We start from the raw sequence: 15,848 nt of genomic DNA on the forward strand, positions 1-15,848 counted from the left end.
CATGCCCCTGCCGTGGCCAGTTTGCTTGAGCAGCTCTCCAGCATGACCGTCGTGGTAGCCGATACCGGCGACCTGCAGGCCATCAAGACGTTCACCCCGAGGGACGCCACCACCAACCCCTCGTTGATCCTGGCTGCCGCCCAGATCCCGGCCTACCAAAACCTGATCGATGAGACCCTGCGGGCCTCACGCGCGCTGATCGGCCCCACCGCCCCTGCAGAGCAGGTGGTCTCCGAGGCGCTCGATGAAATCTGCGTGACCTTCGGCAAGGAGATCCTCAAAATCGTGCCGGGCCGCGTGTCGACCGAGGTGGATGCTCGCCTGAGCTACGACACCGAAGCCACCATCGCCAAGGCCCACAAGTTGATTGGGCTCTACAACGACGCTGGCATCAGCAACGACCATGTGCTGATCAAGATCGCCTCCACCTGGGAGGGGATCAAAGCCGCTGAACAGCTGGAACGCGAAGGCATTCACTGCAACTTGACCCTGCTGTTTGGTTTCGCCCAAGCCGCGGCCTGCGCCGAAGCCAAGGTGACCTTGATCTCACCTTTTGTTGGCAGGATCCTCGACTGGTACAAGAAGGACACCGGCCGCGACAGCTATCCAGGCCCCGAAGATCCCGGTGTGGTGTCGGTCACCAAGATCTTCAACTACTTCAAAAAGCACGGCTACTCCACCGAGGTGATGGGTGCCAGCTTCCGCAACATCGACGAGATCATCGAGCTGGCCGGTTGCGACCTGCTGACCATCTCCCCCAAACTGCTTGACCAACTGCGCAAGCAAGAGGGCACCTTGGTGCGCAAGCTCGATGGCAGCAACCCCAGCAGCGAGCTGGACAAGCTGAGCATCGACGCCCAGCGCTTCGAGCAGATGATGGCCGAAGACCGCATGGCCCACGAGAAGCTGGCTGAAGGCATCCAGGGCTTCACCAAAGCCATCGAAACCCTCGAAGCTCAACTAGCCCATCGCCTCGCCGTGCTGGAAGGTGGTGCCGCCTTCGCCCATGCCGCCCAAGAGATCTTCCTGCTCAACGATCTCGATGGCGACGGCTGCATCTGCCGCGAGGAATGGCTCGGTAGCGACGCCGTCTTCGATGCCCTCGATTGCGACCACGACGGCAAGCTCTACCCCGAGGATGTGCGTGCCGGCCTCGGCGCAGCCCTAGCGGCTGTCCGCTGAGGCGCAGGGTTCCGGTTGCAGGGGCGCCAGCAGAGCCAAGCGGTTCTGCTGGAAGGGGCTGAAATTGTCATCGCTGGCCAGCAGCAGGGTGGGACGACCATCCTCCAGTTGCGGTCCAGCGGTTAAAGCCTCCCAGTTGTCGGGCTCCAAACCGACATCGCGCAGATCCCAGCGCATCAAGGGAGCCAAAGCTCGCCTTGGCCTCTGATCCAGGGGAAGCGGCGGCAGCAAGCTCAGCCGGTTCCACCACTGATTGGGCTCGGCGTAACCACGCCAAAGCGCCAGCAGTGGTGGCTGCGCGCCTGCCTGGGCAGGGAGCAACGCGGTGAGCCCCCAATGGGGCTGGGCTACCAGCGGTGCACTCACCAGCAGCGACGTTCCCAGGGGAGTGAATTGCATCTGCTGGCCCTGCTGCTGGGCCAAAAGCAGACGCAATTGGCGCGGTGAATCCTGCTGCAGCGAGGCCTCCGCGGCGAGCACAAACCGCATCCCCGGCAGGGGCACCAAGGCCTCAGGGCCTTTGTTGCGCTTCAGGCCGCGGCCTTGCTGTGGTTGCCACTCAGCTGGCAGGGGCCATTGCTGCTGGATGGCAAAGCCACCACTGCCCAGCAGCTTTAACTCCAACAGGGATGCCGGGCGCTTGCTGGGGTTGCGGGCTTCACTGACCATCCAAAAGCGCCGCGGCGCGGTGCCTGGTAGGCGCACGAGTGCTTCACCATCCAGCTTCTGGCTGCCTTGTCCCTGCAGCGGCCGGGGAGCCTGCACGGAGAACAACGATTGGCGAACCGTTCCATCCCAGTGCAACGCCAGGCTGTGAGTGCGCTTGGCATCGCTCAGCAACAACAGGCGGCGCCGCGGCCAATCGAGCGCCATTCCAGAGAAACCACCCAAGCGCTGATCAGCGGCTGACTTGGGCAAGCTCTGCTGCCAGATCAACTCCCATCCAGCCTCCAGCGGGCAGGGAGCAAGAACAGGGATCACCCTCCCGCCCCCAACAAGCCGCCGCCAAGCCGGCGGATCACTCGCTGGGCAATGTCGCCGTAGCCCATCTCACCACTGAGGATCTGAGCAATGCGCTGCGGCGCCGTGGGCCGTTTGATCCCCAGCTGATAGCCCACCTTGGGGAAGCGATAAAACACTTGGCCAATGCGGCGGCCCCAGCTCATCGATTCACCCCACTCGCGGCGCATGGTGCGGGTGTAGCCAGCCAAGGCCTGCTGCTCTCCAGAGAGATGGGCATCCAACGCTTCCGCTGCTCGCAGGGCCGAAAGCAAGGCCGGGCGCAACCCCTCCGCCAAAAAGGGATCCGCTAGCGAGGCCGCATCACCCACAGCAACAACCCCATCCCGGTGCAGTGGGTGATGGCCATTCCAAACCCGCAGCGGCCAATGACGGCGCTCCCCGGCCTGGGGATCCAGGCCCAAGCTGGGCAGCAAGGCCGTCAGCACCTGGTCGTAGTCGGCCACGGTGCGACCCAGAAACGTGCCAATGCCAACGCTGTAGCCGCCACTGCGGGGAAAGCACCAGCAGAAGCCGTGTTTGACCAAGCCAAACTCAAACCGCGCGGTTTGCGGCTCGCTCACCGCACCTTCTACCTCCAAGGCCAACGCCGCTGCCAAACGGGGCTTGGGATCAGCCACCCCCAGCTGGTTGACCAGATCACCGCGGGAGCCATGGGCCAACACCAGCGCGCGAGCCTGGAGGCGCTGCTCGCCAATGCACAGCTCCCAGCCATCGCCATGGCGGCTGACCTCGGTGACGGCTTGGCCCTCCAAGCGTTCCGCGCCAGCGGCAGCAGCCTGATCAGCCAAGTAGCCATCGAGCACATCACGGCGCACGATCCAAAAGGGTGATTCACCGGGAAGATCGGCAATCACCGGATCCTCCAAACACCAGGTGAATCGCACCCGATCAATCACCCGATCCACCGCCGGGGTGAGGTCGCAAGGGAACCACTGCTGAACCGAGGCCGCCATGCCTCCGCCACAGGGTTTGGAGCGCGGCAAGGCGCGCTCATCGATCAAGACAACCGAGCGTCCAAGCAGGGCGAGTTGGTAGGCCGTTGCCGCCCCAGCGGCACCAGCACCCACCACAGCAACATCGAAACTCACACCTTGAGGATGTCGGCTTCTTTGTCAGCCAGCAGTTTCTCCAGATCGGCGATGAACTTGTCGGTCACCTTTTGAACCTTGTCCTGTTCATCACGGCTGAGATCTTCCGAGAGCTCACCGTCTTTTTCGCGTTTTTTGATCTGATCAATCGCATCGCGGCGCACATTCCGCAGGGCCACCTTGCCCTCTTCGGCGTATTTGGAGGCGATCTTGCAGAGCTCCTTGCGGCGTTCCTCGGTGAGGGGAGGAATGTTGATGCGAATCAACTTGCCGTCGTTGTTGGGGGTCAGGCCCAGATCGCTCATGCCAATCGCCTTCTCGATTAAGGCCATCGAGCCCATGTCAAAGGGTTGAATCTGAATCGTTTGGGAATCGGGCGCTGAAATCGTGGCCAGGGATTTCAAGGGAGTATCGGCGCCGTAGTACTCCACCATCACCTTGTCGAGCAGGGAGGTGTTAGCCCGGCCGGTGCGAATGGTGTTGAAGTTGCGCTGGGTGGCTTCCAGCGACTTGGTCATGCTGGCTTCAAGATCCATGGTCAAGCAGCGGATGTAATACGGGTCCCGATCGGTTCACCGGCAACGGCCCGGGCAATGTTGCCGGACCCAAACAGATCAAACACCACGATGGGGATGGTGTTGTCTTTGCACAAGGCAATGGCGGTGGCATCCATGACGCCCAGCTCATTGGCCAAGACGTCTTGGAAGGTGAGGTGCTCGTAGCGCACCGCATCAGCAAAGCGCACCGGATCTTTGTCGTAGACACCATCCACCTTGGTCGCCTTGAGCACCACATGGGCGTTGATCTCAGCAGCACGCAACGCCGCGGTGGTGTCGGTGGTGAAAAAGGGATTGCCGCAGCCGGCACCAAAGATCACCACACGCCCTTTCTCGAGATGCCGCATCGCTTTGCGGCGGATGTAAGGCTCCGCCACCTCCTGCATGGCGATGGCGGTTTGCACCCGGGTGGGAACCCCTGCCCGCTCCAAGCCGTCTTGCAAGGTGATTGCATTCATCACCGTGGCCAACATGCCGACGTAATCGGCGGTGGCCCGCTCCATGCCAGCGGCTGATCCCTTTAGCCCGCGGAAGATGTTGCCGCCTCCCACAACGATGGCGAGTTGGGTGCCCTTGGCGACCACCTCGGCCACATCTTTGGCAATCGCGCTAACGATGGCGGGATCAATGCCGTAACCCTGCTCACCCATTAGGGCTTCGCCGCTGAGTTTGAGCAGAACCCTTTGGTAAGCCATCGCTGAAGTCTGTCCGGCGAACAGTAGCAAGCGCCTTCAGCCCAGGCCGGGGGTTGCAACAGTCAGTGCTGCTCGCTTGCATGGGCCAACTGGGATCACCCGATGGGAGATGGGAGCCGCAGCGGCCTGATGGCCCGCCTCACCCTCTCAGCAGTGGCGGATGCCACGCAAGACAGCTCTGGCTGGAGTCAACCGGAAGTTCACCGGGCTCTGCTGGTGAGCGGCCTGTCGGTGCTCACCTCCGCCACCTGGCTGCTGCGGCGCGATCTCAACGGTGAAAGCGCCGAAGCGGCTTAAAACTCAATTCCCAATTGCGCCTTGACGCCCTGCTCGCGAAAGGGGTGTTTGACCAGGCTCATCTCGGTCACCAAGTCGGCCCGTTCGATCAGGGCTTGAGGTGCACCGCGGCCTGTGAGCACCACGTGGGTGAGCTCGGGGCGCTCATCCACCCCAGCAAGAACATCTTCTACCGGCAAATAGCCCAACTTGAGGGCCACATTGATCTCATCGAGCAGCACCAGCTGAACGGCTGGATCGCGCAGATACACAAGCGACTGCTGCCACGCCTGAGCCACGAGTTCGCGATCGCGATCACGGTCCTGGGTTTCCCAGGTGAAACCTTCGCCCAGGGCATGCCACTGCAGCTGGTCTCCAAAGCTCTGCAGCGCCTTGGCCTCCCCCGGCTGCCAGGCCCCTTTGATGAATTGCACCACAGCCACACGGCCGCCATGGCCAAGGGTGCGCAGGGCCAAACCCAGCGCTGCGGTTGTTTTGCCTTTGCCTTGGCCGGTGTTCACCAGCACAAGGCCTTTTTCGATGGAGCGCTCACCAACCCGTTGGGCCTGCACCTGTTTGCGCCGCTCCATGCGTTGGCGATAGGCGGCATCGTCTTTTTCAGGGGCCAGCTCACCCCCCATGCCGAGGGCTGCCGCGGTGGCATCCAGGTTGCTGTTGGCAGGGGGTGTGCTCATGGCCTCTGGGCTGTGATGCGTTGCAAAGCCTGACCCGCCAGGAGCTCTTGCTCCACAGCGACGAAGCCCAACGCATCGAGTTGGGCCGGCAGGTTGTCCTCCAGCATGGCAATGGCCGTGTGGGTCTCAAAGAGGGCACAAAACAGCTGCTGCGGCAGCTGCAGCCAGGGGCCAGCCGGATGCAAATCCACCAGCACCAACCAACCGCCCGGCATCAACAGACGCAGGCAGCTGCGCAGCACCTGCTCACGCTCAGGGCGGGAGAACTCATGCAGCGCCACGCTGAGTTGAATCGCCGCAAACTGCCCATCCGGCAGCGGTGGGGATTCAGCCAATCCCTGGACCCGCTGCAAATCGGGGTGGCGCTGGGCCGCCAAATCCAAGGCCCGCGGAGCGATATCCAAGCCGGTCACGGCAAAGCCCGCCTGCAACCACGGCGCCGCCGCTTCGCCGCTGCCGCAGCACAGATCCAAAACAGCAGCACCCGGCACCAAGCGCTGGTTGAGGCCCTCTAGCCCCAGGGCCCGCAATCGGGCCACACCACCAACACTGAGGGAGCTGATGGCCGTAACGCTGTCGTAGATCCAGCGATGCCGGTAGGCCAGGGGCCTCAGAAAGCTTGCCATCGCTAATTAGGCGCCACGCCGCGCCAAGGCGGCATCAACGGCCTGCTGCTGATCCCGGCGGGTAATCCAGTGGTGATAGGTGCGGGTGTGAATGGCCACCGAGTGCCCCATCATTCGAGCCGCCACGGTATCGGGCAAACCCATGTGGATGGTGCGCAGGGCCCAAGCGTGGCGAAGGTCATAGGGGGTTAGCGGCAGGTGATAGCGGCGAAACTGCTCCGCAACGCGGCGTCCCACCTGCTGCAGGGTTGTCGTCCTGAGATCGGTGCAAATCGGCGGCAGCAGGGCCCGCTGCCGGGCCAACGGGCGCAGAGCGAAGTGATCCACCCACTCCGGCAAAAACGGCCAAACCTGGTGCTCACCGGTCTTGGTGGTCGGCAGCACCCGCACCACACCGTCTTGGCTGGCATCCAACCCAGAAAAATCGGTGAAAAACACCTCATGGTTCCGCAGCCCGTAGGTGGCCATCAGGCCAAACACCAGGCGCCAGCCGGGATTGGGAATGGCCTCCACCACCTCGAGGATCTGCCCATCACTGGGCAACTGCCGAAAACGGGCCTGATGCAGGCCATAGCCCGCAGCCCGTTCATTCCAATCGGCTGGAAGCTGCAACTGCTCTTGCCTGGCGAGCAGAGAGAGCACCAGGCCGCACTGCTGCCGCGAGCGGCTGGCCAGGGGGTAACTCTCCAGCACCTGCTCGAGCAGGGGCACCGACAAACGGCTCTGGCCTTGGGCCGCTAACCGCCTGAGATAGGGGCGATAGGCGGAGGTCCAGGTGCTGCGGCTACCAGCGGGCTGGCGACGCCGGCGTGGATCGCTGTGGAACTGCGCTTCAAAGCGATGCAGGGCTCCATCAAGACCCGCCGCCTTCTTGATCGGGCTGATCTGCTCCGCGCCCTGGGGCCACTGAAAAGTGTTGGTGTGCACCTGCTGATGCACCTGGTGCAGCTGCTGCAAGGCCGCCGCCAAACCATCGGAGGTGGCCGGAAGCCCCAAGCTGAGGCGCTGCACCTGCAACCCCGGTTGGCCGTCACGCCGGGGCAGCGGTCCCCGCAGCCCCAGCCGCTCGCCGCGTTGCTCAAGCCGTAAGCGCACTCCGGCACTGCGCAAGCCGCTATTGAGCTGTTCGAGGCTCTCGGCCGGCAGGGCTGACATGACCGGAACGTAACGACCGAAATCGAAGAAAACCAGGGCCTGGTTAGGCTCTCTGCCATCGCTGAGGTCAGCCCCTTGTCCCGAGTCGGAATCGTCCTCCTCAACCTCGGGGGGCCAGAACGAATCCAGGACGTTGGCCCGTTCCTTTACAACCTGTTTGCCGATCCCGAGATCATCCGGCTGCCGATTCCGGCCCTGCAGAAGCCGTTGGCCTGGTTGATCAGCACCCTGCGCAGCAATAAATCCCAAGAGGCCTACCGCTCCATCGGTGGCGGTTCACCGCTCCGCCGGATCACCGACCAACAGGCGCGCGAACTGCAAAGCCTGCTGAGGCAGCGGGAGGTGGATGCCACCACCTATGTGGCCATGCGCTATTGGCATCCCTTCACCGAGTCTGCTGTGGCGGACATGAAGGCCGATGGCATTGAGCAGGTGGTGGTGCTGCCGCTCTATCCCCACTTCTCGATCAGCACCAGTGGCTCGAGCTTCCGGGAACTGCAGCGCCTGCGCCAGGGCGATGAGCGTTTCGCCCAGCTGCCGCTGCGGGCCATTCGCAGCTGGCATGACCACCCCGGCTATCTCAAAGCCATGGCCCAGCTGATCGAGCGGGAAATCGATGCCTGCGTTGATCCCAGCACCGCCCATGTGTTCTTCAGTGCCCACGGGGTGCCCAAGAGCTATGTGGAGGAAGCCGGCGATCCGTATCAAAAGGAGATCGAAAGCTGCGCTGAGCTGATCATGAAAACCCTGGGTCGGGACAACCCCTGGACCCTGGCTTACCAAAGCCGGGTGGGCCCAGTGGAGTGGCTACAGCCCTACACCGAAGAGGCGCTGGAAGAACTGGGTGAAAAAGGCATCAAAGAGCTGGTGGTGGTGCCGATCAGCTTTGTAAGCGAGCACATCGAAACGCTCGAAGAGATCGACATCGAATACCGCGAGATTGCCACCGAAGCGGGAGTGAGCAACTTCCGCCGGGTGCCAGCACTCGACACCGATCCCACCTTCATCGCCTCATTGGCCGATCTGGTGGAAACCTCTCTGGCCGGACCTGAGGTGGACCTCGATGAGGCCGCTGCCCTTCCGGCCCGCACCAAGCTTTATCCCCAGGAGAAGTGGTCCTGGGGTTGGAACAACAGTTCAGAGGTTTGGAATGGGCGCCTGGCCATGCTCGGCTTCTCCGCCTTCCTGGTGGAGCTGATCAGCGGCCATGGCCCCTTGCATGCCCTCGGCCTGCTCTGATGGCCCCTCGCCCTGCAGCCCATTAAGTTGGGGAATCTCAGTTCAGGCCTGGGTGCAGCGGTGACCCTCACGACCCCCACCCCCAGCACCACAGCAGTGGGTGCACCCCAGCGCGTCAGCGGTGCCTACGCCCTGATGGATGCGCTGCACCGTCACGGGGTGTCGCACATCTTTGGCTACCCCGGCGGCGCGATCCTGCCGATTTACGACGAACTGCACCAAGCCGAAGCCCGCGGCGAGCTGAAGCATTTTCTGGTGCGCCACGAGCAGGGCGGCGCCCATGCCGCCGATGCCTATGCCCGCGCCACCGGCAAGGTTGGCGTTTGCTTTGGAACCTCCGGCCCCGGGGCCACCAACTTGGTGACCGGCATCGCCACCGCACAGATGGACTCGGTGCCGATGGTGGTGATCACCGGACAGGTGCCCAGGCCGATGATCGGCACCGATGCCTTCCAGGAGACCGACATCTTCGGCATCACGCTGCCGATCGTGAAGCACTCCTGGCTGGTGCGCGATCCAGCGGATCTGGGCAACGTGATCGCTCAAGCCTTTTTCATCGCAGCAACGGGGCGACCTGGACCAGTCCTGGTCGATATCCCCAAAGATGTTGGCCAAGAGCTCTTCGATTACGTGCCGGTGGAGCCCGGCAGCATCATTCCGCGTGGCTTCATTCACCCCCCCCAGCACGACAAACAAGACATCTGTGCGGCGCTTGATCTGATCGAGGACGCTCAGCGGCCGCTTCTTTATGTCGGTGGCGGAGCTGTTTCAGCGGGCGCCCAAGAGGCGCTCAATGCCATTGCCCAGCGGCACCGCATTCCGGTGACCACCACCTTGATGGGCAAGGGCGTATTCGATGAAAACGACCCCCTCGCCGTTGGCATGCTGGGCATGCATGGCACTGCCTACGCCAACTTTGCCGTCACCGATTGCGACTTGCTGATCGCTGTTGGTGCCCGCTTTGACGACCGGGTGACCGGCAAGCTCGACACCTTTGCGCCACGAGCCAAGGTCATCCATTTCGAGATCGACCCGGCTGAGGTGGGCAAAAACCGCAAGCCCGATGTGGCGGTTTTGGGGGATGTGCGCCGCAGCCTCGAAGAGCTGCTGCTGCAAAGCCAGCAACGCCAGGTGGAACCGCACACCGCGGCATGGCTAGCGCGCATTGAAAGCTGGAAGCAGAACTACCCCCTGACAACACCTCCAGCGGAAGGGGCGATCTACCCGCAAGAGGTGCTTCTGGCTGTGCGCGACTTGGCACCAAAGGCCTGGATCACCACCGATGTGGGTCAGCACCAGATGTGGGCAGCGCAATACCTGCGCTGCGGCCCCAGGCAGTGGGTGAGCAGTGCGGGTCTGGGCACCATGGGATTTGGTTTACCTGCGGCGATCGGGGTGCAGGTGGCCTTGATGGACGAGCAGGTGGTGTGCATCGCCGGCGATGCCAGCGTGCTGATGAACATCCAAGAGCTGGGCACCTTGGCGCAGTACGGCCTGCCGGTGAAGATCGTGATCGTCAACAACCACTGGCAGGGCATGGTGCGCCAGTGGCAGGAAAGCTTCTACGACGAGCGCTACTCCGCCTCCGACATGCTCCCTGGCATGCCTGATTTCATTGCTCTTGCCCGCGCCTTTGGCGTCGATGGTGTGCACATCACCGATCGCGACCAACTCAAGCCGCAGCTGCAACAGGCGCTGGCCACACCCGGGCCGATGTTGATCGATGTGCACGTGCGCCGCGGCGAAAATTGCTATCCGATGGTTCCTCCCGGCAAGAGCAATGCCCAGATGGTGGGCCTACCCAGCCACCCAGAACTGGCCTTAAGCGAACGGCGCACCTGCAGCCAATGCGGCCACAGCAACCCCAGCGAACACCTGTTCTGCAGCAACTGTGGTCACGGCTTGTAATCGAGCCATCACGGCGCCCTCAACGGCGGGATCACCGCGTTGAACACCGTTGTCATTTATCTCATCAAGTTCATCGAGGTGATGGTGGTGTCCTGCGTGTTCAATCCCAGCAATTGGGATCAATGCTGGCGCGTCAACGAGTGGATGAGTCCCTACGTCAAGGATTTCCAGGAGTTCCAGGCCAAGCCGCCCTACAGCGAAGAAGAGAAAAAGTGGCGGGAGTATCACACCGGTGTTCAAGCCGCCGATGACGAGCTCAACCCTCAGCGGTAGTACTGGCAGGCTTCTGCTGGGCCAAAAGATCCTTGCTCACGCCCCAACGCACGCGAGGCTTGCGCCGCATTGATGCGATTGAGGTGATAGCCAAGGCAAGCGTTGCGTTTGAGCTGATAGTCGATGGTGGCGTAGATGAACCAGGCCACCGCAATCCCGCCGGCGATATAGGCCCCATTGATGAGGTGCTTCATGGCCTTCACGCCAGCATTTCACGCCCCTTTTCAAGCGCCTGCTTCTGGGCCTCATTGAGTTGGGGATAGCTCAGGCCCAACGCCTTGAGCCGCTCAATGATGGTTTTGGTCACCACCAAGCGCCCAAACCATTTGTTATTCATCGGCACGCAATACCAAGGGGCATAGTCGGTGCTGGTATTCCGCATCATCGACTCGAAAGCGTCTTGGTAGTCGTCCCAGTAGCGGCGTTCCTCCAAATCACTGAGTGAAAACTTCCAGTTTTTCTCAGGGCGCTCCAGGCGCCGAAGGAAGCGCTTGCGCTGCTCATCAGCGCTGATGTGCAAGAAAAACTTCAGCACGATGATTCCATTGCGCGTGAGGTGCTTTTCATAGGCATTGATGTCCTCATAGCGATGGGCAAACAACTTCTTGCCCGTGAGGCTCTCGTGCAATCCCTGCTTGGAGGCGAGGTTGTGCACCTTCACCACCAGAACGTCTTCGTAATAGGAGCGATTGAAGATGCCAATCTCTCCGCGCGCTGGCACCTCTTTGCTGTAACGCCACAGCCAGTTGTGGCTCATCTCATCACTGGAGGGCTTTTTAAAACTGCGCACCCTCACCCCTTGGGGATTCACCCCACTCATCACATGCTTGATGGTGGAATCCTTGCCAGCCGCATCAATGGCCTGGAGCACCACGAGCACACCCCAGCGCCCATCGGCATAGAGCACATCTTGAAGCTCGGCGAGCTGCTCAACGCCGCCTTGAAGCAACTCAGCGGCTTGCTTTTTACTCTCGATCTCGCCAGTGAAGTCAGGATTTTGATGCTTTAGGCGAAAGGAATCATCCGTTGGCACCTGGTAGTGGGCAATGTCATTCCACTTCGTGGCCACAGCAGCAATCACTCAGAGTCTTTTTCAGCTTTAGAGCTGAGCCACAACCTGATCCAGTGATTAGGGAGAATGACTTCAGCTTTGTGGGCTCAATGGGTTGGCGGCGCTGGCAATCACTCTGTGCAGCACTGCTCGCCAGCCTGCTGCTGGCCTGGCCAGCCGCGACCTGGGCTGCCGAGGTGTTGCAGGTGCGCGAGCCTGATCTGCTGCTCATCGGTGATCACAACCGCACCTACAGCGTGCGGTTGGCCTGCATTGCTCCGGTTGCCGGAGAAGAAACAGCAGCGCTCAAGCTGCTGAGAGCCAAACTGCCGCGCCGTCAGCGCGTCAACTTGATGCCGATGGGAAGCCGTGATGGCCTGCTGCTGGCGCGCGTGAGGCCACTGGGGCAAGAACAAGATCTCAATGACCTGCTGATCACAGCAGGACTGGCCCAAGCCACAGAAGCCTGTCAGCCATGAGCCGTAATCGAACCGCCAAAGGGATCGTGCTGGTGCCGTGCCTTTTATTGGGGGGCGCTTTTCTATCGGCCGCGGCCTGGGGTGAGCAGAGCAACCAAGTCTTGGCGTTGATGATCGGGCTGGGACTGGTTGGAGCCGGCCTTTTGGCTCAGTTCATCCCAACTCCTCCACCGGAGAAGGATGAGGCTCAGGGCTAGTTCGAGGCCTTCTGCTCCTTCATCAGCGCGAAGAAAGCTTTCGTTGGGTAGAAGACGAATTGATCCTTCTTTTCATCAATGATCTGAGCCAGAGCATTGGTGAGGTCAACCGCCATGATTTCTGGCTTGGCTCCCTGAACCCGGCTTGAGGCCGTGGTGGCGTCTTTGTAGGTCATGAAAAACACGCCCCGGCTGCCTTCCGGCGTTTTGATCGTCAAGAAGGGCTTGTGGAAGAACACAGGTACAGACAGGCCTTTTTGAATGTCTTCCTTGCTGACGCCTTGTTTTTCCAGGATGGAAACAGCCTGATTCATATCCTCTGCCGAGCCAACAATCGGGCTAACGATCTGCTTGCCCTTGTCCTTGAGCTTGATATTCATCTCATTAACCTTGGCGTTCGCCACATTCATCGGAATGGCCGACACCTTGGCCGTTGCATTGGGATTCGCTTTCTCGAAGGTGACGAGCTCCTGATTCGCCCGCTCTTTCTGCAGGAACATCGGCAGGATCAAGTTGTCGCCCCTGGGAATCGGTAGCGGAATTCCCTGCTCAGAGGTGAGCAAAAACACAGGGATCACTGCCAGCTTTTTCATGGCAGCTTCTTCGGGGATCGCCAATGCCGGGGCTGATGCCATTGAGACCGGCAACGACGCCAAAGCTGCCACGGCGATCGCGCGCCAACGAGCCACAAAATCCGGCATGAGACCCACGACTGGAATAGTGCGAGCGTAGGCAGCTCCTGGCCACTAGCCTTCCTTCGCTGGACGGTATACGCCATGACCACCCCAAGCCACCTGCGACTTTGGAGGGGGGCTGGTGTGGCAGCTGCGGTGATCGGCAGCCAAAGCCTGGTGGCCGCTCTGCCCCAGCCCGGCAATGCCTTGATGCTGCTGCCCTCAGAAGGAGCCATTGCTGGTCTGGGGGATGGACTACGCCGCGGCTTCCTGCTGGCTCAAGATCAAGCGCGCATCTGCACCAACCAACAGACCGACTGGAGCATCGGTTGGCTATCGGATCACCGTGACATCGCCAATCAGCTGCGGCACCGGAGTTTGCCGCCGGTGGTCTTAGCACCACCAGCAGCCCCCTTGGTTCCTAGTGGCTTGCTGGCACAAGAACGTCAACGGCAGGTGTTGCTGCCGTTGCAGCGCGGCATTTCGCTGCAGCAACTCGCCAGCCGTCCCGGCTCCGATCGGCTCTGGCCTGTGAGTGCCTCCCGCAGCCTTGAAATTGATGTGCTGGTGAAAGCGCTACTGGAGCAAAACAACAAGCGCTTCATGCTTGTGACCGATGGCACAGCGGATCAATTGCAGCTGGCTGACCGCTTTCTGGAAACCATGGAGAACCAAGGGGGCAGCTTGATTGGTCTCGACGACGGCCCCCGCAGCCTCAATGGCGACGAGGGCAAAGCGTTGGAGCGCTTAGCCCTCGATGTGGATTGGTTCCGGCCTCAAGCCTTGGTGGTGATGACCACCAACAACAGCCCATTGATGCAAGCCGTGCTCAATGAATCCTGGCCCCAAACCTTGACCCTGGTTTGGAATGTGGCGCCCCGCTACGCCAGCTTGCAACCTCAACTTGGCGTGGCTGAGGCCAATCGCGGGCCGGGATGGGAACCATTTAGCCGCAGCTTTGAGCAGCGCTATGGCTACACCCCAGGAACGGTGGAAGCCTCGGGCTATGACGCCGGACAGTTGGTGGCGCTCTCGGTGCTCAACGGCCAACAGCAACCCACCGATGGCATGGCGAGCTTTGACCCCGACGCCAAAGCCTTGCCCTACTGCGCAGCACTGAGGCAAGCCGCTGCCGGCGAAAGAGTGAAGCCCACAGGCGCTGGCAGCAACCTGGATCTCAAAGCAGCAACCCCACCGACAGCGATTCTGGATGTGATCCAGAAGGCTCCCGATGGGGTTGAGACCAGGACGAGTTACGACCTAGGCGCTAGTTGAACTCGCGAATCACTCTTCGCCTTCGTCTTCTGCGCCCACAGGCACCAAGCGGATCTGCTTACGGCCCAGCTTGATTTCGAACTCGTCGCCGGGGTTGAGGTTCAGCAAAGCGGTGTAGGCCTTACCAATCAGCAGATTGCCGTTGCCCTGAACTGTGGCGACGTAGCTGAGCTTGCGACCACCTTTGCCAACAGAACCACCACCGATATCAACACCCTTGGCATCAAGCAGGGCTTCGTAGAAAGCGGTGAAGTTCAGGCGCTCGCCGCCGTCTTTCTTGGTGGAGACGTAACCGCACTCACGAACGATCTCAGATTTGCCGGCGTCGCCAAGTTCCCGAACTTTGGCGAGCAGGTCGTTACCAGTGAGCATGCTCAACAGAATTAATGCACACCGGCAATGTAACCATCAGCCTGCACGTTTGGAAAGCCCTGAGAAGAAATTTGCCGCATCAAATTCTCTACCTTCGATTCACCAGAGCAACAAAACTGGATCCGGCCGATTGAGAAGCCAAAGCTGGCGACGATTTTTCAGCATTGGCTGGCCAATGATGGCCTCCACATTTAAATCCTTGAGAATCCTGTTTCGCGTCACGATCGCAGGCGATCTTTGCAGTGTGATATCGCCAACGCTCAATCCTGCAAACAGACGTTCAACGGCGAATTCAGAGCCACAAAAGCCTTGGATCTCCACGCCAGAGGGTGGCGACTGTGGGCTTAATCGTTGGGCCAAAGGCACACCGACAAACACAGCTTCTGCCCCGGTGTCAAGCAGGGCCAAGGTGCTTTTTCCGCTCTGATCGGAAACCTGCACAAGGGGTACATAATCCCGCCATTGCAAGGGAAGCCTGAGGGCCTCAGCCGGCGCCGAGTGAATCGATAACTGTTGATCAAAGCTCACTTGTTGCTGTGTGGGATCGATCAACATCGGCAGCTGCCGCAATGCCGATGCACCCAAAACGCCGTCGGTCCCAGGGGGAACGCCCAACTTGGGCATCACCAACACCGCCAACTCGCGGATCTTGAGTGCACCCAGTTGCAGGGAGGGCAACACAGCCTGACGTGGCGGATCAGTGGGGCAATCACTCCCAGCCCCAGCCAAGGTGAAGTTGACGGCGTTTAACGGTTGCGTTGTCAATTGCAGTCGCGCGATGAGCGCTTGACTGACCATCGAACGTGAGGCGCCGGTGTCGATCAGCAGGCGCACCGAATCGCCCGAACTGGTTCGAAACTGAAGGATGGGGGTATCCCCATCACTGGGAATGGCATAGGCCGAGCGGCCAGATCCTTCCATCACAGGCTGTGGCGGAGGAGCGCCTCCCAACTGCACCAGAGCAGCCAGGGCGAGTCCCCAAGCGGTTTGCCAAAGCCCCATCGCAACCATCCTTTGCCCTGATCAAATCGTTTGCTGATCAAGGCTTCAACCCAATCAGCCAAGCCGTCCATGAGAGGCTCA

The 15,848-nt window shown here is 61.0% G+C and carries 20 protein-coding genes; 8 read left to right on the plus strand and 12 right to left on the minus strand.

Annotation, left to right across the window (positions count from 1 at the left end):
- Positions 1 to 12: 12 nt before the first annotated feature.
- Entirely contained in the window at positions 13 to 1,182 is a 1,170-nt protein-coding gene (locus tag SIB46_RS03970) for a transaldolase (RefSeq protein ID WP_413297254.1), read from the plus strand.
- Here the strand turns inward: SIB46_RS03970 and SIB46_RS03975 are convergent.
- The 4 genes from SIB46_RS03975 to pyrH are packed head-to-tail and all read right to left on the minus strand — an operon-like array spanning position 1,165 to position 4,545.
- Positions 1,165 to 2,163 carry an esterase-like activity of phytase family protein gene (locus tag SIB46_RS03975; RefSeq protein WP_413297255.1) on the minus strand — a complete coding sequence of 333 codons (999 nt, stop codon included), beginning with the start codon at positions 2,161 to 2,163 and terminating at the stop codon, positions 1,165 to 1,167. The two genes, SIB46_RS03970 and SIB46_RS03975, sit on opposite strands and share 18 nt — an antisense overlap.
- Positions 2,160 to 3,293: an NAD(P)/FAD-dependent oxidoreductase gene (locus tag SIB46_RS03980; protein ID WP_413297256.1), complete on the minus strand. Its 1,134-nt coding sequence runs from the start codon at positions 3,291 to 3,293 to the stop codon at positions 2,160 to 2,162. Before SIB46_RS03980 ends, SIB46_RS03975 begins: the two co-directional genes overlap by 4 nt.
- Positions 3,290 to 3,829 (minus strand): ribosome recycling factor, encoded by a 540-nt coding sequence (gene frr / locus SIB46_RS03985; protein ID WP_186550085.1) that lies wholly within the window; start codon positions 3,827 to 3,829, stop codon positions 3,290 to 3,292. The genes SIB46_RS03980 and frr overlap by 4 nt, the downstream gene beginning before the upstream one ends.
- A 2-nt stretch (positions 3,830 to 3,831) precedes the next feature.
- A complete protein-coding gene (gene pyrH, locus SIB46_RS03990) occupies positions 3,832 to 4,545 on the minus strand; it encodes a UMP kinase (protein WP_413297257.1) in 714 nt (237 codons plus the stop codon).
- Between the two features lie 102 nt (positions 4,546 to 4,647).
- On the opposite strand from pyrH, the gene SIB46_RS03995 reads away from it, so the two are divergent.
- Positions 4,648 to 4,842, plus strand: a complete 195-nt coding sequence (locus SIB46_RS03995; protein WP_413297258.1) for a hypothetical protein — start codon at positions 4,648 to 4,650, stop codon at positions 4,840 to 4,842.
- Here SIB46_RS03995 and cobO read toward each other — a convergent pair.
- The 3 genes from cobO to SIB46_RS04010 are packed head-to-tail and all read right to left on the minus strand — an operon-like array spanning position 4,839 to position 7,297.
- A complete protein-coding gene (cobO, locus tag SIB46_RS04000) occupies positions 4,839 to 5,516 on the minus strand; it encodes a cob(I)yrinic acid a,c-diamide adenosyltransferase (protein ID WP_413297259.1) in 678 nt (225 codons plus the stop codon). The genes SIB46_RS03995 and cobO overlap by 4 nt on opposite strands.
- Positions 5,513 to 6,142: a class I SAM-dependent methyltransferase gene (locus tag SIB46_RS04005; RefSeq protein WP_413297260.1), complete on the minus strand. Its 630-nt coding sequence runs from the start codon at positions 6,140 to 6,142 to the stop codon at positions 5,513 to 5,515. Before SIB46_RS04005 ends, cobO begins: the two co-directional genes overlap by 4 nt.
- 6 nt (positions 6,143 to 6,148) lie before the next feature.
- Positions 6,149 to 7,297, minus strand: a complete 1,149-nt coding sequence (locus tag SIB46_RS04010) for a site-specific integrase (protein ID WP_413297261.1) — start codon at positions 7,295 to 7,297, stop codon at positions 6,149 to 6,151.
- A 75-nt stretch (positions 7,298 to 7,372) separates the two neighbouring features.
- Here SIB46_RS04010 and hemH point away from each other — a divergent pair, with 75 nt between their 5' ends.
- The 3 genes from hemH (at position 7,373) to SIB46_RS04025 (ending at position 10,717) form a co-directional block, all read left to right on the plus strand.
- On the plus strand, positions 7,373 to 8,536 hold the full coding sequence (hemH, locus tag SIB46_RS04015; RefSeq protein ID WP_413297262.1) for a ferrochelatase: 1,164 nt from the start codon (positions 7,373 to 7,375) through the stop codon (positions 8,534 to 8,536).
- Between the two features lie 135 nt (positions 8,537 to 8,671).
- A complete protein-coding gene (gene ilvB / locus SIB46_RS04020; RefSeq protein ID WP_413297695.1) occupies positions 8,672 to 10,444 on the plus strand; it encodes a biosynthetic-type acetolactate synthase large subunit in 1,773 nt (590 codons plus the stop codon).
- Between the two features lie 39 nt (positions 10,445 to 10,483).
- Complete coding sequence (locus tag SIB46_RS04025) at positions 10,484 to 10,717, plus strand: hypothetical protein (RefSeq protein WP_413297263.1); 234 nt, start codon at positions 10,484 to 10,486, stop codon at positions 10,715 to 10,717.
- Here the strand turns inward: SIB46_RS04025 and SIB46_RS04030 are convergent.
- Positions 10,708 to 10,911 carry a hypothetical protein gene (locus SIB46_RS04030; RefSeq protein WP_413297264.1) on the minus strand — a complete coding sequence of 68 codons (204 nt, stop codon included), beginning with the start codon at positions 10,909 to 10,911 and terminating at the stop codon, positions 10,708 to 10,710. The two genes, SIB46_RS04025 and SIB46_RS04030, sit on opposite strands and share 10 nt — an antisense overlap.
- A gap of 5 nt (positions 10,912 to 10,916) precedes the next feature.
- Entirely contained in the window at positions 10,917 to 11,786 is an 870-nt protein-coding gene (locus SIB46_RS04035; protein ID WP_413297265.1) for a polyphosphate kinase 2 family protein, read from the minus strand.
- Between the two features lie 92 nt (positions 11,787 to 11,878).
- Here SIB46_RS04035 and SIB46_RS04040 point away from each other — a divergent pair, with 92 nt between their 5' ends.
- Together SIB46_RS04040 and SIB46_RS04045 are read left to right on the plus strand one after the other, a co-directional pair.
- Complete coding sequence (locus SIB46_RS04040) at positions 11,879 to 12,247, plus strand: nuclease (protein ID WP_413297266.1); 369 nt, start codon at positions 11,879 to 11,881, stop codon at positions 12,245 to 12,247.
- Positions 12,244 to 12,444, plus strand: coding sequence for a GIVxVP protein (locus SIB46_RS04045; RefSeq protein ID WP_413297267.1), 201 nt, complete (start codon positions 12,244 to 12,246; stop codon positions 12,442 to 12,444). The genes SIB46_RS04040 and SIB46_RS04045 overlap by 4 nt, the downstream gene beginning before the upstream one ends.
- Here SIB46_RS04045 and SIB46_RS04050 read toward each other — a convergent pair.
- Positions 12,441 to 13,145, minus strand: a complete 705-nt coding sequence (locus SIB46_RS04050) for a hypothetical protein (protein WP_413297268.1) — start codon at positions 13,143 to 13,145, stop codon at positions 12,441 to 12,443. The genes SIB46_RS04045 and SIB46_RS04050 overlap by 4 nt on opposite strands.
- A gap of 75 nt (positions 13,146 to 13,220) precedes the next feature.
- Between SIB46_RS04050 and SIB46_RS04055 the strand changes: the two genes are divergently transcribed.
- Positions 13,221 to 14,393 carry an ABC transporter substrate-binding protein gene (locus SIB46_RS04055; protein WP_413297269.1) on the plus strand — a complete coding sequence of 391 codons (1,173 nt, stop codon included), beginning with the start codon at positions 13,221 to 13,223 and terminating at the stop codon, positions 14,391 to 14,393.
- Positions 14,394 to 14,402: 9 nt separating this feature from the next.
- Here SIB46_RS04055 and SIB46_RS04060 read toward each other — a convergent pair whose 3' ends face one another.
- Positions 14,403 to 14,765 carry an AbrB family transcriptional regulator gene (locus SIB46_RS04060; protein ID WP_413297696.1) on the minus strand — a complete coding sequence of 121 codons (363 nt, stop codon included), beginning with the start codon at positions 14,763 to 14,765 and terminating at the stop codon, positions 14,403 to 14,405.
- Positions 14,766 to 14,864: 99 nt separating this feature from the next.
- Positions 14,865 to 15,767, minus strand: coding sequence for an aspartyl protease family protein (locus tag SIB46_RS04065; protein WP_413297270.1), 903 nt, complete (start codon positions 15,765 to 15,767; stop codon positions 14,865 to 14,867).
- Positions 15,768 to 15,848: the final 81 nt, after the last annotated feature.

Source organism: Synechococcus sp. MIT S9452 (assembly GCF_047304245.1).
GTDB lineage: Bacteria > Cyanobacteriota > Cyanobacteriia > PCC-6307 > Cyanobiaceae > RCC307.

What these genes read in the sequence shown, in the direction of transcription:
- frr (WP_186550085.1), bottom strand. Translation starts at nt 3,829, where the DNA reads ATGGATCTTGAAGCCAGCATGACCAAGTCGCTGGAAGCCACCCAGCGC.
- pyrH (WP_413297257.1), bottom strand. Translation starts at nt 4,545, where the DNA reads ATGGCTTACCAAAGGGTTCTGCTCAAACTCAGCGGCGAAGCCCTAATG.
- SIB46_RS03995 (WP_413297258.1), top strand. Translation starts at nt 4,648, where the DNA reads ATGGGAGATGGGAGCCGCAGCGGCCTGATGGCCCGCCTCACCCTCTCA.
- cobO (WP_413297259.1), bottom strand. Translation starts at nt 5,516, where the DNA reads ATGAGCACACCCCCTGCCAACAGCAACCTGGATGCCACCGCGGCAGCC.
- SIB46_RS04005 (WP_413297260.1), bottom strand. Translation starts at nt 6,142, where the DNA reads ATGGCAAGCTTTCTGAGGCCCCTGGCCTACCGGCATCGCTGGATCTAC.
- SIB46_RS04010 (WP_413297261.1), bottom strand. Translation starts at nt 7,297, where the DNA reads ATGTCAGCCCTGCCGGCCGAGAGCCTCGAACAGCTCAATAGCGGCTTG.
- ilvB (WP_413297695.1), top strand. Translation starts at nt 8,672, where the DNA reads ATGGATGCGCTGCACCGTCACGGGGTGTCGCACATCTTTGGCTACCCC.
- SIB46_RS04030 (WP_413297264.1), bottom strand. Translation starts at nt 10,911, where the DNA reads ATGAAGCACCTCATCAATGGGGCCTATATCGCCGGCGGGATTGCGGTG.
- SIB46_RS04040 (WP_413297266.1), top strand. Translation starts at nt 11,879, where the DNA reads ATGGGTTGGCGGCGCTGGCAATCACTCTGTGCAGCACTGCTCGCCAGC.
- SIB46_RS04045 (WP_413297267.1), top strand. Translation starts at nt 12,244, where the DNA reads ATGAGCCGTAATCGAACCGCCAAAGGGATCGTGCTGGTGCCGTGCCTT.
- SIB46_RS04050 (WP_413297268.1), bottom strand. Translation starts at nt 13,145, where the DNA reads ATGCCGGATTTTGTGGCTCGTTGGCGCGCGATCGCCGTGGCAGCTTTG.
- SIB46_RS04055 (WP_413297269.1), top strand. Translation starts at nt 13,221, where the DNA reads ATGACCACCCCAAGCCACCTGCGACTTTGGAGGGGGGCTGGTGTGGCA.
- SIB46_RS04060 (WP_413297696.1), bottom strand. Translation starts at nt 14,765, where the DNA reads ATGCTCACTGGTAACGACCTGCTCGCCAAAGTTCGGGAACTTGGCGAC.
- SIB46_RS04065 (WP_413297270.1), bottom strand. Translation starts at nt 15,767, where the DNA reads ATGGGGCTTTGGCAAACCGCTTGGGGACTCGCCCTGGCTGCTCTGGTG.